Annotated in this window: 13 protein-coding genes; all 13 read left to right on the top strand. The window is 39.0% G+C overall.

What is annotated here, in order from left to right:
* Positions 1 to 2: 2 nt before the first annotated feature.
* The 13 genes from traM to KZP23_RS16055 all read left to right on the top strand — a co-directional run bounded on the left by traM (position 3) and on the right by KZP23_RS16055 (position 15012).
* A complete protein-coding gene (gene traM, locus KZP23_RS15995; RefSeq protein WP_226332793.1) occupies positions 3 to 587 on the top strand; it encodes a conjugative transposon protein TraM in 585 nt (194 codons plus the stop codon).
* Positions 588 to 599: 12 nt separating this feature from the next.
* Positions 600 to 1478, top strand: a complete 879-nt coding sequence (locus tag KZP23_RS16000; protein WP_226332794.1) for a DUF4138 domain-containing protein — start codon at positions 600 to 602, stop codon at positions 1476 to 1478.
* 3 nt (positions 1479 to 1481) lie between these two features.
* Entirely contained in the window at positions 1482 to 2261 is a 780-nt protein-coding gene (locus KZP23_RS16005) for a hypothetical protein (protein ID WP_226332795.1), read from the top strand.
* 180 nt (positions 2262 to 2441) lie between these two features.
* A complete protein-coding gene (locus tag KZP23_RS16010) occupies positions 2442 to 2771 on the top strand; it encodes a nucleotidyltransferase family protein (RefSeq protein ID WP_226332796.1) in 330 nt (109 codons plus the stop codon).
* Positions 2740 to 3060 (top strand): HepT-like ribonuclease domain-containing protein, encoded by a 321-nt coding sequence (locus KZP23_RS16015; protein ID WP_226332797.1) that lies wholly within the window; start codon positions 2740 to 2742, stop codon positions 3058 to 3060. The genes KZP23_RS16010 and KZP23_RS16015 overlap by 32 nt, the downstream gene beginning before the upstream one ends.
* A gap of 92 nt (positions 3061 to 3152) precedes the next feature.
* Positions 3153 to 3593, top strand: coding sequence for an IS200/IS605 family transposase (gene tnpA / locus KZP23_RS16020; protein ID WP_226332798.1), 441 nt, complete (start codon positions 3153 to 3155; stop codon positions 3591 to 3593).
* A gap of 490 nt (positions 3594 to 4083) precedes the next feature.
* On the top strand, positions 4084 to 4719 hold the full coding sequence (locus KZP23_RS16025) for an RNA polymerase sigma factor (RefSeq protein ID WP_226332799.1): 636 nt from the start codon (positions 4084 to 4086) through the stop codon (positions 4717 to 4719).
* Between the two features lie 39 nt (positions 4720 to 4758).
* Positions 4759 to 5775 carry a FecR family protein gene (locus tag KZP23_RS16030; protein ID WP_226332800.1) on the top strand — a complete coding sequence of 339 codons (1017 nt, stop codon included), beginning with the start codon at positions 4759 to 4761 and terminating at the stop codon, positions 5773 to 5775.
* Between the two features lie 144 nt (positions 5776 to 5919).
* Positions 5920 to 9342: a SusC/RagA family TonB-linked outer membrane protein gene (locus KZP23_RS16035; RefSeq protein ID WP_226332801.1), complete on the top strand. Its 3423-nt coding sequence runs from the start codon at positions 5920 to 5922 to the stop codon at positions 9340 to 9342.
* An 8-nt stretch (positions 9343 to 9350) separates the two neighbouring features.
* Positions 9351 to 10838 (top strand): RagB/SusD family nutrient uptake outer membrane protein, encoded by a 1488-nt coding sequence (locus KZP23_RS16040; protein ID WP_226332802.1) that lies wholly within the window; start codon positions 9351 to 9353, stop codon positions 10836 to 10838.
* Positions 10839 to 10927: 89 nt separating this feature from the next.
* Positions 10928 to 12397, top strand: a complete 1470-nt coding sequence (locus tag KZP23_RS16045; RefSeq protein ID WP_226332803.1) for a sulfatase family protein — start codon at positions 10928 to 10930, stop codon at positions 12395 to 12397.
* Positions 12398 to 12426: 29 nt separating this feature from the next.
* Positions 12427 to 14052, top strand: coding sequence for a sulfatase family protein (locus KZP23_RS16050; RefSeq protein ID WP_226332804.1), 1626 nt, complete (start codon positions 12427 to 12429; stop codon positions 14050 to 14052).
* Positions 14053 to 14541: 489 nt separating this feature from the next.
* A complete protein-coding gene (locus KZP23_RS16055) occupies positions 14542 to 15012 on the top strand; it encodes a JAB domain-containing protein (RefSeq protein ID WP_226332805.1) in 471 nt (156 codons plus the stop codon).
* Positions 15013 to 15196: the final 184 nt, after the last annotated feature.

Here is a 15196-nt window from a genome sequence, read left to right on the forward strand (position 1 = left end):
CATTGGCAAAGCCCCGGTTTCAGGTAAACGCTTCCAATGAGGCCAAACCTGCTGTCAAGGAAATCCATAGCGGTCAAAATAGCTTTTATGGACTGGAAGAAACTGCTATAATGGAGCATCCAGTAAAAGAGGCCATAGCTGCTGAAATAGCGGAGACGCTCAGCCTGAAAGGATCTGGAAGGGTCAAGATCAGATTATTGGAAACGGTCACGGTCAACGGAATGGAATTAAAAAAGGGTGCTGTTCTCTACGGCAAGGCCAGCCAGGATGCCAACAGGGTCAGTCTGTCCATTTCGGCCATACGTTCGGGAAAACATATCCTACCAGTGGAACTGGAAGCTTTTGACCTGGACGGCATGCCCGGCATACCGATCAGTGGAAGCCTCCAACAGGAAATCAAGGAAGGGGCAGGGGATGCCCTGATTACAGGTATGCCCAGTTTGAACGGAGGAATTAGCATGGAGGAACAGATGGCCTCTGCCGGGATATCTGCAGCAAAAGGACTGTTCCGTAAAAAAAGCAAATCCATCAAAGTCACCCTAAAGGCTGGCCACCCCATTTTACTTGTCAACCAATCTATCATATAAAAGCCGATAAAGATGAAAAAAGGAATTGTATTGATTTTCGTGCTGAACTGCTTTTTGGTATTGGACCTGGTGGCACAGGAACCGGTGTTCAAGGCGAGGCCCCTAACGAAAGCAGCTTTTATTCCTGCCTATCCGGTCAAAGTAGGCTGGGACCATACCACTGCCCTGGTATTTCCCGCCAAGGTACTGAGTGTGGACAGGGGGCATGGAAAGATCCTTGCCAAGGTGGAAGAAAAAGCGCCCAATTTATTATTGCTGAAGACAGGAAAGCGCCAGTTTGTGACCACCAACCTCCATGTGGTGACTGCTGATGCTCGGCTGTACCATTTAAAGGTAAGTTATTCAGAAGCATTGGCCGAAAGTTCCATTAATATGTTCGGGCAGGCAGAACTGTCCCATAAGGCATTGGTATTAAAGGACGATGTAGTGGATGCCGAGATGTTGATGGGCTTTGGTCAACAGGTATTGGAGGCGAAGGGATTTTTGAGCAGGTCCTCCAACCAACACAGCATCAAAGTCAAGTTGGAAGGGGTTTTTCAGGCCGAAGGCTTACTTTTTTTTAAGCTGGCAATAAAGAATAAATCCCCATTGGCCTTTGTGCCGGATGAACTTGAATTTGTGGTCAAGGATAAAAAGCAGGCTAAACATGCCTCGGTCAGGGAACATTTTCTGGAACCGGCATGGCTTGACTGGGAAGCTGAAAAGGAAATAAATGGCCATGAGGCGAAAAAGCTCATAGTAGCCTTTCCAAGGTTTACGATATCGGACAAAAAGTATTTTCAGGTACTTGTCAGGGAGAAAAACGGGGACAGGGACCTTAGCCTGAATATCAGGGCGAAGGATATACAAAAAGTCAGGAATTTAACCAATGTTCAAACTAAACAACCATAAACTATGGATCAGGAAAATTTAGATTACCTCAAGGAAAAGCTGAAATATACAGGCTTTGACACGGCCTTGAATGAGGCGCTTGAAAAACAGATTAAGGCTAAAAAAGATGCTTTTGAATTGCCGCATACCATGGAGATTGATGGCAAGAAGATGGACTTTAACCTTCATTTCAGAAAGTCAAATACCTCTGAAAGGTATTTTCTCAACAAATATGATGCGTCCCTGCACAATGCCAATCCAGATATAACCCCGAAAGAGCATACCTTTTACAATAATCAATCGGTAACGGCCAAGGAGGCCTTCAATCTTTTGGAGGGGAGGGCAGTAAAAAAGGGAATGCTCAATGCCAATAATGAACCTTACCAGGCATGGATGCAGCTGGATTTCAAGGAAAAGGACAAGAACAATAATTTTAAGATTGACTCCTATCACGAGAATTATGGCTTCGATAGCAAGGAGGCTTTGTCCAAACTGCCTATAAAAGAACTCCAGGATTCCACCAAATCCGAGTGGTTGGTGAAAGCATTTGAAAAAGGAAATGTTTATCCTGTGACCATGGAAAAAGGTGGTAAGGAGGAAATCATGTATGTCTCAGCCAACCCCAAGTTCAAATCGGTCAATGTATATGATACGGAATTGAAAATGGTGAAGACCAAGGATCTGATGATGGACAAAGAACAGGGAAAGGAGGTGAAGGAAGGCCAGCAGGCAAAAAAGAACCAGGGCCCCAAAATGAAGAATGTTCCTAAGGAACCAAAGAAAGGGAAAGGGGCGAGGGTTTAAATTATTAGGTGATTGGGGCTGATTTTTCAGCCTCATTCTTTTTCTGACTTTAATTATTGAGACCAGTAATAATATTGGATAAGATAGATCAATAATGGTTTGATGTTAGTAGAGGCTTGGCTAAACAACCCTACTTCTTCCTCGTATAATTAAAAAAATCCTTATTTTTGATTTATGCGGATGGAAGTACAAATAGCTGGACACATTGATGAATTCAAAAAGATATGTAAAGAACATAAGGTAGATCAACTTTATGCCTTTGGCTCGGCTATATCAGACAGGTTCAATGAGAAAACAAGTGACATTGATTTTCTGGTGGAAATAATCACTTCTGACCCTTTGGAAAAAGGGGAACTCCTTCTTTCCCTATGGGATACATTGGAGGGATTTTTTGATCGAAAAGTTGATCTTCTTACTGACCAATCCGTAAAAAACCCAGTCTTGAGAAAATCAATAGAACAATCGAAGCAGTTAATTTATGACCGAACAGGCGAAAAAGTATTTGTCTGACATTTTCTTGGCAATTGATAAAATCGATCAATTCATGGAGGGGATAGATAACTATTATGATTATGAAGCTGATCTGAAAACTCAAAGTGCCATTGAAAGGCAGCTATCTATTATTGGTGAAGCAATCAATCAACTTAGAAAAATAGGAGTTCGATTGGAACATGATCATCAAATGGTTGGATTTAGAAACAGATTGATTCATGCGTATGATAGTATTGACAACACTATTGTATGGGCAATTATTAATCGTCACATCCCAAAATTGAAGGATGATCTTTTTAAGCTTTAATAGGTTTTTTTTATTGGTCTCAATCGCTAGTGAAAACTATGCACTTTCAGTGCAAGACTTTCAGTTTAGGATAAATTTTTCAATATTGGAAAATGGGATCAATCAATCGTCGAGGAAACCATACAGTGAGTTGGTTGACAGTCCACATAGTTTGGGTTACCAAGTATCGTTATCCTGTACTACGAGGAGATGTTCAACGGCGCTGTAGGGATTTGCTGAAACAAATATGTGATGCAGAAGATGTTAGGATTCTTCAGGGCGTAATAAGTAATGATCATGTTCACATGCATATTGAATATAGCCCGAAACATTCGATAAGCGACTTGGTAAAGCGTATGAAAGGTCGAACTTCACGACGTCTTCAATCGGATTATCCAGAATTAAGCAAACGCTATTGGGGTCGCCATTTTTGGGCTATTGGTTATGGTGCTTGGAGTACAGGCAATATAACAGATAAGATGGTTGAGGAGTATTTAGAACACCATCGAGACATCTCGAATACTGACGATCAGGATAATTTTATCCTGGAGTAAGTATCAGAATTTCATTCTTGAACAAACCTATGCACTTCTAGTGCATAGTGGTTTAGTTTTTATATCAATCAAACTACGGTATTTAAATACGCTATAGTAATACCGTTTAATCATCGCATAGCGTAGAGTTTATATTGTTTTAGAATTATTCATTAATCATGTTACAAGTTAGCTTTCAGCCAGCTGAAACGGCCAAGAGCTTACGGCATAAACATTAGCTACTTTTATATTCTTTTTAAAAAATCAAAGGATATTACCTTATAAATAACTTTTGTCTTATTGAAATTTATTGTTCAGAATATTGAAAGATATTTTTTTTCATAGGTATGGATTGAAATTTTCACAATTACATGCTGGATATATTGTTCTTTTTGAAATGGGTGTTGTTGTTGTTAAATTTTATATAATGGAAAAAATATAAAATAAAGTGAGGGTTTTTTGTAGGTTTATTACCTCTTTATATTGAAGGACTAGTTTAATTGTTTCATTTATGGAAAAACCCCAAAATAACTACAGTTCCCAGAAAATTCATGTAGTCCCAAAAACTGCTGATCAAAAAAATGATATGGCGAATTTCTCCAAAGTGTCCGATGTGGAAATTTGGGAGGCTTTCAAGCAGGGGGATGAGGAAGCATTTAACTATATCTACAGGATGTTTGTTCCCGGTATGTATAATTATGGAGTCCATTTGGTTAGTGATGAGGGAATAGTAAAGGATTGTATTCAAATTCTCTTTATCAATATCAGAAGAAAAAGAGCCAAATTATCTAAAGTAAATAATATTCGAGGATACCTGTATACCATACTATATCGTGAGCTCATAAAGATGTATGAGAAGAAGAATAATGTGAGCATAGATTCTCTAGAATATTCATCCTGCAAGTTTCCAATAGAAGTATCCCATGAGACTAAATTGATTAGGGAAGAATTAACAAATGAACGATTAGAACAACTTGAATTGGCCATGGAAAAACTTCCTGCCCGACAAAGGGAAGCATTACTGCTTCTTTATAAGGAAGGCCTAAGCTATAAGGATATCACTGAAATAATGGGGTTTAAGGATATTAAGTATGCTAGGAATTTGATTTATAGAGGATTGGAGAACCTGAGGTCGAAGATTTTGTGATTTTTGCCCATTTTATATTCAAGGCATAGAAAGGGAAATATGAAGTACAGTGAATTCAATATAATTGATTTTCTCCAAGATGAATTTTTCATCAATTGGGTAAATAACCCAACTCATGAAACCAATCACTTTTGGGTAAAATGGTTGGTAGAACACCCAGAGAAAAGAGAAGAGGTATTTAAGGCAAGCCAAATAATCAAATTGGTAGACTATAAGAAGCAATATGAAATACCTGATGATATTTATTTGGATATGTATGAAAATATTAAACTGGATAAGCATACTGAACCTTACAATGACCCGTCTAAATTAGTAAAGTGGAGATTCTGGAATAAGTTGGTAGCTGCTGTTTTGGTATTAGGCTGTATTTTTTGGGGATACAATAATTTTAATGGAAATAAAAGTGAACAAATTGATACTCCAAATTTGATAACTAAAAGCAACCCATGTGGCCAAAAGTCAAAAGTTCTCCTGCCTGATGGAACCAAGGTTTATTTGAACGCAGAAAGCTCTTTGGTTTTTCCAGTGGAGTTTTCTGATTCCTTAAGGCTGGTGAAGTTAAAGGGAGAAGCATTTTTCGATGTGAAAGAAAGTAAGGTACGACCTTTTGTTGTTCAGGCAGATAATACTAGGGTAAGGGTCATGGGAACCACTTTTAATGTGAAAAACAAAGAGGGACTGTCAGTAGCGCTTGTCTCTGGAAAGGTAGCAGTTGAAAATGACCTAGGGACTAAAATTATTTTATCTCCCCAAGAAAAGCTGGAGATCGATGAGTCAGGTAATTTTTATAAATCCAGCTTTGATTTATTGGAAACCACAGGTTGGAAGAACAAATACTTGGTATTCAAAGAGGACAATTATGATGAGGTAAAAGAAAAATTGGAGACTTGGTTTGGAGTAAAAATCATCAATAGGAAGGAAATGGAAGAAGGTTGGTCCTATTCGGGGGTTTACCACAATGAAAGCCTTGAAAATGTATTGGAAGGAATTAGCATTACCTCAAATTTCACTTTTAGAATAGAAGATAAAACCATATTAATTGAAAACCCAAAATAAATCTATCTTATGAAAAGTATCATTGATAATTCTAGTTAAAAAAGAGGCAGAAAACCTCTTTTCTGCCTCATCGATGCCTTTGAGGATCGCCAAATCAGTCAAAGGCTAATTTTAAGCATTACTAACTCAAAATCATTACAAAGTATGGAAAAAACGATACTTAGGCAAATCATTATGCTATCCAAATATTTCGTATTGGGCTTTGTTTTTCAGCTGTTTTTTACAGCCGTAATACTTGCCCATCCTGGAAATGCCCAAAGAAAAAGTATTCATGTAATACGGACCTCTGCGGTTTATCAAAATATGCCCTTAAATGAGGTTTTTACAAAGCTGGAGGCCCAGACTAATCTTCGGTTTACCTTTAACGAGCGTTTTTTAAATGTGAAGAAATTAAAGGTGAACTTAAAGGTTGAAAAAGAGCCTCTGTTTAATGTCCTACAGGAAATATCCAATCAAACCAATTTGAAATTTGTTAGAATAAATGACAATATCCATGTAAGTAAAGCATCAAACCAATCCAAAAATGTAAATGAAATCCTTTCTGAAGTTAGAAAGGTGGTTAAGGGACAGGTAGTATCCGGAGACGATAATCAACCTATTCCAGGTGTTACTATTTTGGAGAAAGGAACTTCCAATGGGACTGTTACCGATATCGATGGGAAATTTACTCTTGACGTAAAAGAAGGTGCAGTCATTACAGTGAGTTTTGTGGGATATGAGAAACAGGAAATTGTAGTAGGCAATGAAACCAATTTGCAGATTCTTTTGGCTCCTGACCTGCAATCACTGGAAGAAGTAGTAGTGGTTGGATATGGAAGTGTAAAGAAAAGTGATTTGACGGGTGCTGTATCATCTGTCAAAGCTGAAGAATTGCAGGAAACACCCATTACCTCCATTGACCAAGGTTTGGTAGGAAGGGCATCAGGGGTTATGGTTACCCAAACATCAGGGATGCCCGGTGCTGTAGCATCTATTAGGATCAGGGGCTCTAGTTCATTGCAAGGTGGAAATGAACCCCTTTATGTAATTGATGGATTTCCAATATATAATGGCGGTGGCTTTGGTCAAACAGGTGGGAATGCAAAAGTAAGTGGGCTTTCATCCATAAACCCCGCTGATATTGAATCAATTGAAATCCTGAAGGATGCTTCAGCTACAGCAATATATGGTGCCAGAGCAGCTAATGGAGTGGTTTTGATTACCACAAAAAGTGGAAAGGAAGGAAGAGACCAAATTATTTTTGACGCCTATTATGGTGTACAGAATGTGGTCAGGCAAATTGATGTAATGAATGGACTCCAATATGCTGAGTTGGTCAATGAAGCCTACCAAAATGATGGCTTGAGCCCAGTATATGATGCGGCGAAAATGGAAGAGTTACGACAAAATCCAAAGGGCACGGATTGGCAGGATGAACTATTCAGGTCAGCGCCTATTCAAAACTACCAACTGACATTTACCGGAGGGGACAAAAAGACCAATTATTCGGTATCTGGAAATTATTTTGATCAGCAGGGTGTAATTAGGAATTCTGGCTTTCAGCGTTATTCTGCAAGGGTTAACTTAAACAGAAATATTAAGGATAATTTCAAAGTGGGAACAAGTCTGAATATAAGCAAAACCAACTCAAATGCTGTTCAAACTGATGCGGGAGGGGCTGCAGGCGTCGTTTCTTCAGCCATGAAGTTTAATCCAGTTTTACCCATATATGAAAATGAATCTTTAGGTGAATACACCCAAGTGAACAGTCCGGGTATAATTTATGCCAATCCAATTGCCACTGCAGATGAACAGGTAAGGGAGAACCAAATGCTCAGGGTGTTAGGCAATATGTTTGCCCAATGGGAATTTGTACCTGATCTTACTGCCAAAGTTTCTGTGGGTACCGATTTGGTCAATACCAAGTTTGATACCTTTATCCCTTCCAATATTTTTCAATCTGGAGGCGTAGCCAGTGCTTCAGTTAACGGTGGTTATACGACCAATTGGCTGAACGAGAATACCCTTACATGGAATACAAGCCTTAAAGAAGGTCATCAGTTGTCTGTTTTGGGAGGAATTACTTTTCAAAAAAACAAGTTTGAAGGTCTCGGGGCTTCGTCCCAGGATTTTGTAAACAATGTCCTGGAGGAGAATGCTCTTGGTGCAGGGGCAATATATAATCAGCCTAGTTCTTCCAGTACTGAATGGAGTTTAATGTCCTATTTGGGTAGAATCAATTATAACATACATGAAAAGTACCTGATATCATTGAATGCCAGAATAGATGGATCTTCTAGATTTGGTAATAACAACAAATATGCTTTTTTCCCTTCAGGGGCCTTTGCGTGGAGATTAATAGAGGAAGACTTTGTCAAGGACTGGAATGTGTTTTCTAACCTAAAGGCAAGGGTGAGTTATGGTTTTACCGGTAACCAGGAAATTGGACTATATAATTCACTTCCAACCTTGACCAATACGACTTATACTTTTGGAAGGACACTCGCCACAGGTTTTTACCCCAATAAAATTCCAAATCCTGACCTAAAATGGGAGAAAACCTCTCAATTTGATTTTGGCTTGGACTTCGGTTTTTTTGATGAGAGGTTGAGGTTTACTACTGATTATTATTACAAAAAAACTACCAATTTAATATATAATGTAGCTGTTCCGTTTGTATCAGGTTTTGCTTCCTCACTACAGAATATTGGTAGTGTTGAAAATAAAGGTGTCGAGCTGGCAATAGATGGAGAAATCATTTCCCGCCCGGATTTTAGATGGTCTTCTGGGTTTAATATTTCTTTTAACAGAAACAAAGTGATCGAACTCGGGGGAGAAGACTATAAAGATGTTGGCGGGGGAGATGGCCATTTGAAAACAGGTTCAGTACATAGATTGATAGTAGGACAACCTATTGGACTTTTTTATGGATATGTGTTTGATGGTATTTTTCAAAACCAGGAAGAGCTGAATGCCGGACCGGTTAGTCCAACCCATTGGATAGGTGGACGAAGATATATGGATTTGGGAGGTTCGGAAGGCAGCCCTGATGGATTGGTCAATGCTACTTACGATAGAAGGATTATAGGTGATCCCAATCCGGATTTTTTTGGTGGATTGACCAATACATTATTCTATAAAGGTTTTGAATTGAATATGTTCCTCCAGTATTCATACGGTAATGATATTTTCAATTACAATGCGATGGAACTGGAACTTCCATCAGGAGGACAAAATGTATATGCAGATTTGGTCAATAGATGGACACCTGAAAACCCAAGTAATATTTATCCTAAAGCGACGACTAACCGTTCTGCAGTATTCAGTGATGCCTATATAGAGGACGGGTCTTACCTGAAGTTAAAAACATTGACCTTCGCCTATACTTTTCCGGGGTTAACATCCAAAGTATTGCAAGGAATGAAGGTTTATGTGACTGGGCAAAACCTACTCACCTTTACAGGATATTCTGGTTATGATCCTGAGGTAAGTTATAGGGGGGCTTCCAATCTGGAAATGGGAGAAGATTTTGGAGGATATCCACAGTCTAGAACGATCATGTTAGGTGTTAAACTGAATATTAAATAAGAATGGCCATGAAAATTAAATATATATTATCCATCTGTTTAACTACATTTTTCCTTGGTGCTTGTACTGACTTCCTTAAGGAAGAACCCAGTGATAGGTATGTTATTGACAATTTCTATAGTGGGCAATCAGATGCAGAGGCCGCTGTTACTGCTGTATATCAGCAACTATACAGTATTTATGAAAGGCATATTTTCCTTCTAAATGCTTTGCCCACAGATGATGAGAAAAACGGTTTAGGGATGCCAAACCAATTTTTACAAAACCTGGAGTATTTAAGACACACTTCGGAAAACCAGTTCGTTAGGGAAATGTGGCAAAGGAATTATTCAGGAATTGCTCGTGCGAATACAGCCATCATCAATATTCCAGCAATTGATATGGATGAAGTGATACGTGATCGATTGGTTGGTGAAGCTAAGTTTTTACGGGCCCTGTATTATTTTAACCTCGTGAGATTCCATGGGGGTGTTCCTTTGATTCTAAAACTTGAATCTGTAGAAGATGCATTGGGACCTCGTGCTTCTGAAAGTGAAGTCTATGAACAGATTGTCCAAGATTTGAGTGATGCTGAACTTACATTGCCCAGTAGCTATACGGATAAGGATATTGGAAGGGCGACCAAAGGTGCAGCCAAGATATTATTGGGGAAAGTTTACCTGACCATGAAGGAATTTGGAAAAGCTGAAGAAAAACTGGCAGAAGTTATCAATAATGAACAGGAGTACGGATATGGGTTGCATGATAACTTTGCGGATAATTGGAATCCTGCAACTGAAAACGGCTGGGAAATGGTGTTTTCTATAGAATTTATGGACCCACCTGGAAATGGTAATTCAGCAATGATCCTCCAAGGGCCTAAATATTCATTGCCTGGCGGTTTTGGTGTTTTGGGATTGACCAATTCCAATGAAGCGGATATACCTACTCGTGATCTCTATGATAGGTTTCAGGAAGAAGACGAAAGAAAAGCAGCTACTTTCACCACCGACTTCGTGAGTTTAAAGGATGGATCTGTACATACTTCTTCTATTCCGCTTTTTACAAAATATTGGGAAGAAGGAGAAAATAATCCCGCAAACAGTGATGCAAATATGCATGTAATCCGATATGCCGATGCCATTTTGATGTATGCAGAAGCACTGAATGAACAGGGAAAGACAGCTTTGGCATTGACCCAACTCAATAGGATTAGAGAAAGGGCTTTTAATTCCATGGATTTTAATTTTATGGGATTAAACCAAGAGGAAGTACGCCAGGCCATTTGGGAAGAGAGACGATTGGAATTGGCCATGGAAGGACATAGATGGTTTGATTTGGTCCGGACGGGAAGGTTTGTGGAAACTATGAAAGCGCATGCCGCATATGAAGCCTCAGTAGCTGAATCCAATAAGGTGGAAATTGCGCAGAATTTAAAAGATTATATGGTTCTGATGCCTATTCCTCAGAGGGAAGTAGATTTGAATCCGGCAATTGATCAAAATGACGGGTATTAATTCATAGAAAAAGGCAATCCATAAAAATGAATAAACAGAGTACTACCTGTTTTATTATAGAAATGGATTGTCTTTTTTAATTCTTAGAAATGGATAGAATCAAAAATAAAGGGATATCATTCCTTGTAATTTTGAACTTGGTGGGCATCTTTTCAAAAGTATATGCCCAGGACGCTTACAAGACTCCCAATATAGTCATCATATTTATGGATGATATGGGGTACGGGGATTTGTCAAGTTATGGTGCAAAAGGGTATATGACACCTAATTTAGACCAATTGGCAATGCAAGGTATGAGATTCACCGATTTTGTAGTCGCTCAACCAATTTGTAGTGCTTCAAGGGCTGGCTTAATGACTGGTTGTTACCCCAATCGAATAGGAATTAGCGGCGCTTTAAACCCTCATTCTAAAATTGGTTTGAACCCCGATGAAGAAACCATAGCGGAGCTGGTTAAAAGAAAGGGGAACTATAAAACAGCCCTCTTTGGTAAATGGCATTTAGGCAATCGAAAACCTTTTTTCCCTACAAAACAAGGTTTTGACGAATTTGTGGGTTTACCATATTCCAATGATATGTGGAAATGGACCTATGATATGAAATTGGCCACAGAAGAAACCCATGCTCGGAAAGCCAGCTATCCCGAATTACCCCTAATGGCTATGGATACGGTATGGAGTACAGTTGAGAATCTAGAAGATCAGGAAAAACTGACTTCTATATATACGGAACAATCGGTGAGGTTTATCCATGAAAATGCGACTTCACCTTTTCTATTAGTATTGTCACATTCTATGCCACATGTACCCTTGGCAGTATCGGATAAGTTTAAAGGTAAGAGTGATCAAGGGATTTATGGTGACGTCATGATGGAAATTGATTGGTCGGTAGGAGAAATAGTTAAAGCGCTTGATGAAACCGGTATATCAGAGAATACCCTTATCGTTTTTACTTCGGATAATGGTCCATGGCTAAACTTTGGACACCATGCCGGCAGTGCCTTTGGACTACGAGAAGGAAAGGCTACATCCTTTGAGGGCGGTCACCGAGTGCCCTGTATTATGAAATGGCCAAAAGTGATCAAAGAGGGGGGAGTTTCCAATAAGTTGGTTTCCACTATTGATATTTTACCTACCATAGCTGAAATAATTGGAGCTGAACTGCCCACTAAGAAGATTGATGGTGTAAGCATATTGGAACTGTTGAAGGGAAATAAAAAAGTAGTTCCAAGAAGTGAATTTTATTACTACTACAATAAAAATTCTTTACAAGCAGTGAGGAAAGGTAACTGGAAATTGATTTTACCTCACAGCAGCAGAACTTATCAAGAGTTTTTGCCTGGAAAGAATGGAGTACCAGGAAAGACAGGGATGAATGATATTCCACTTAGTTTGTATGACCTTCAAAATGATCCTGGAGAAAGGTATAATTTTGAAATGCTTTATCCAGAGAAAGTCGACGAATTGATGGAGATAGCAAAGAAGGCCAGACAAGACTTGGGAGATGATTTATTAGGAATGGAAGGTAAAAACAGAAGAGTTTCTGGAAGGATTGAATAATTTATTTAAGGATTTAATACCCTATAATTATGAGAATACAAAACGGATTTTTGGGCATATTGTTGTTGATCAGCTTTATGTTCGCATGCGAAAAAACAGAAGAGTCTGCAGATAAAAGACCACCCAATATAATTTTTATTATGAGTGACGATCATGCTTATCAGGCAATCAGTGCCTATGGACATAATTTGAATGAGACCCCAAATATAGATAGGATAGCTAATGAAGGGGCAATCTTTAACCGAGCGTATGTGACAAATTCCATTTGTGCACCCAGCAGGGCGGTTATCCTGACAGGTAAGCATAGTTTTGTCAATGGAAAAGTAGATAATGTTCAACCATTTGATTGGGACCAAGATAATTTTGCCAAACTGCTGCAGTCAAGTGGTTACCAGACAGCTTTGATAGGGAAAATCCATTTGGATGGCTTACCGCAAGGATTTGACTATTCAATGGTATTACCCGGACAAGGACACTATTATAATCCTGATTTTATTGTAAACGGAGAAAGGAAGCGCTTTGATGGATATGTAACCGATATTACAACAGATAGTGCATTGGATTGGTTGAAGAATGGTAGGGATCAGAAAAAACCTTTTCTATTGATGTACCATCAAAAAGCCCCTCATCGTAATTGGAAACCCGCGCCAGAGTATTTGACCTTATTTGATGATAAAACATTTACTCCACCTTCCACCTATAATGATGATAAAACCAACTATGCTGGGAGAGGATCTGCCGCGAAAGAGCAGGAAATGGAAATCGATGGGCATGCGCGCTGGGGGCATGATTTTAAAATGGTCGTATCGCCTGAAGGGGATAGCACGGGCTTTCATCGCGAATTGGCAAGGTTTTCCCCTGAACAGTTAAAAGCTTGGAATAATGCCTATGACCCTAAAAATGAAGCTTTCAAAAAGGCTTACCGTCAAGGTGAGAAGCAAGGTCTCAATGAGCAAGAAGCTGAAGAAATTGGTCTTTGGAAATTTAACCGGTATATAAAGGATTATCTAAGAACCATACAGTCCGTAGATGATGGAGTAGGAGAATTGCTTGATTATTTGGAAGCAGAAGGACTCGATGAAAATACCATTATTGTATATACCTCTGATCAGGGTTTTTATTTGGGTGAACATGGCTGGTTCGATAAGCGTTTTATGTATGAACAATCATTTAGAACACCGCTATTGGTGAAATATCCAAAAGAAATCAAAGCGGGAACAAAGGTGGACCGACTTGTTCAGAATTTGGATTTTGCCCCAACCTTTTTAGACTATGCAGGTATAGAGATCCCAAAGGAAATGCAGGGAGAATCATTTAGGGATCTTGTCCAGGGTAATGAGGAAAACTGGCGTGATGCCATTTATTATACCTATTATGAATATCCTTCTGTCCATATGGTAAAAAGGCATTACGGAGTGGCTACAGAAAGATATAAACTCATGCATTTTTATTACGATATAGACGAGTGGGAACTTTATGATTTAGAGAAGGACCCTCAAGAACTAAACAATCTTTATAATGATCCAGCCTATGCTGAAGTCCAAGAAATGATGCACAAAAAATTGAAGGAATTGAGAGATTATTATGGAGACAGTGACGCGAATGATGAGCGGTTTTTAAGAGAATACCTGGAGGTGGTCAACAATAGAAGGTAAAACTTAACTGATGATGGGGGGAACAGATTGGTGTTTTTAAAAGACAGGGCCATGTTTTAATATGGTTCTGTTTATTAATTTGCCAATTCTGCTTTATAGTTTTTATAGGAAGTATGAGGAAATGCTACCCAAGCCAACTTAGACATAGGTTCTACAAATAATAAACAGCAAGCCCCGAAATGAAGAACGTTCCTAAGGACCCCAAGAAGGGGAAAGGGGCGAGGGTTTAAGTATGGTGATAAATAATATTTTTCTAAAGGGCGCTTTGTACGATCTACAGGCGTCCTTTTTGATTATTCATAATTGTTGTTTTCCTTTTCATTAATCATGTCACAATTTAGCTTTCGGGCTGCTGTAGCGGCCAAGAGTGTCCGGCATAAACACTGTTCTGCCCGCATAGCACTCATTTATTCCGTTGCCACTTGGCCTTGATTGCCCTCAAGCTGGGATGGTACCATAATTAATTTCTAACCATTAAATCGAAATGTTATGGATACCAAGAACAAAGACATCGTTTCCAACCAAGTAGCTGAAATCGTACTGAGCTATCGTCCAAATTCCAAAGTTTCTGAAAAGCCCCAAATCGTCTCTTCCCTGACAGCCAATAGGATTTTAAGGGCCAATTGGGATGAATCGAAAATAGCTTTTATAGAGGAATTTAAAGTCATACTCCTTAATAGGGCAAACCGAGTACTTGGGATAATCAATGCCTCATCCGGAGGAACCGCGGGAACCGTAGTGGATTTAAAAGTGATATTCGGAGCTGCCTTGAAATCGTCAGCATCTGCCATGATAATTGCCCATAACCATCCCTCGGGAAGTATGAAGCCCAGTGAACAGGATAAACGCTTGACCGAAAAAATGGTGAAGGCTGGAAAACTCTTGGAACTTCCGGTACTTGACCATATCATCTTAACCCCCGAAGGGTATTATTCCTTTGCAGATGATGGAGGGCTTTAAGCCCTTTTTTTATTAAATCTATATTGGGATTCATGTCCCAATTCTGATTTCATTGTGATCATTCATGACACATCATCTTTATTATTAACCTGAAAATATTTAACCTGAGATAGGCCCTACTGGTGAATATTTTCAAAAGGAACTATTTAAGATTACACTTCAATTTACAAAAAATAAATAAACA

It is taken from the genome of Echinicola marina (assembly GCF_020463795.1).
GTDB classification, from domain to species: Bacteria; Bacteroidota; Bacteroidia; order Cytophagales; family Cyclobacteriaceae; genus Echinicola; species Echinicola marina.

What these genes read in the sequence shown, in the direction of transcription:
- KZP23_RS16025 (WP_226332799.1), top strand. Translation starts at nt 4,084, where the DNA reads ATGGAAAAACCCCAAAATAACTACAGTTCCCAGAAAATTCATGTAGTC.
- KZP23_RS16000 (WP_226332794.1), top strand. Translation starts at nt 600, where the DNA reads ATGAAAAAAGGAATTGTATTGATTTTCGTGCTGAACTGCTTTTTGGTA.
- KZP23_RS16005 (WP_226332795.1), top strand. Translation starts at nt 1,482, where the DNA reads ATGGATCAGGAAAATTTAGATTACCTCAAGGAAAAGCTGAAATATACA.
- KZP23_RS16010 (WP_226332796.1), top strand. Translation starts at nt 2,442, where the DNA reads ATGGAAGTACAAATAGCTGGACACATTGATGAATTCAAAAAGATATGT.
- KZP23_RS16030 (WP_226332800.1), top strand. Translation starts at nt 4,759, where the DNA reads ATGAAGTACAGTGAATTCAATATAATTGATTTTCTCCAAGATGAATTT.
- KZP23_RS16040 (WP_226332802.1), top strand. Translation starts at nt 9,351, where the DNA reads ATGAAAATTAAATATATATTATCCATCTGTTTAACTACATTTTTCCTT.
- KZP23_RS16045 (WP_226332803.1), top strand. Translation starts at nt 10,928, where the DNA reads ATGGATAGAATCAAAAATAAAGGGATATCATTCCTTGTAATTTTGAAC.
- tnpA (WP_226332798.1), top strand. Translation starts at nt 3,153, where the DNA reads ATGGGATCAATCAATCGTCGAGGAAACCATACAGTGAGTTGGTTGACA.
- KZP23_RS16015 (WP_226332797.1), top strand. Translation starts at nt 2,740, where the DNA reads ATGACCGAACAGGCGAAAAAGTATTTGTCTGACATTTTCTTGGCAATT.
- KZP23_RS16055 (WP_226332805.1), top strand. Translation starts at nt 14,542, where the DNA reads ATGGATACCAAGAACAAAGACATCGTTTCCAACCAAGTAGCTGAAATC.
- KZP23_RS16050 (WP_226332804.1), top strand. Translation starts at nt 12,427, where the DNA reads ATGAGAATACAAAACGGATTTTTGGGCATATTGTTGTTGATCAGCTTT.
- KZP23_RS16035 (WP_226332801.1), top strand. Translation starts at nt 5,920, where the DNA reads ATGGAAAAAACGATACTTAGGCAAATCATTATGCTATCCAAATATTTC.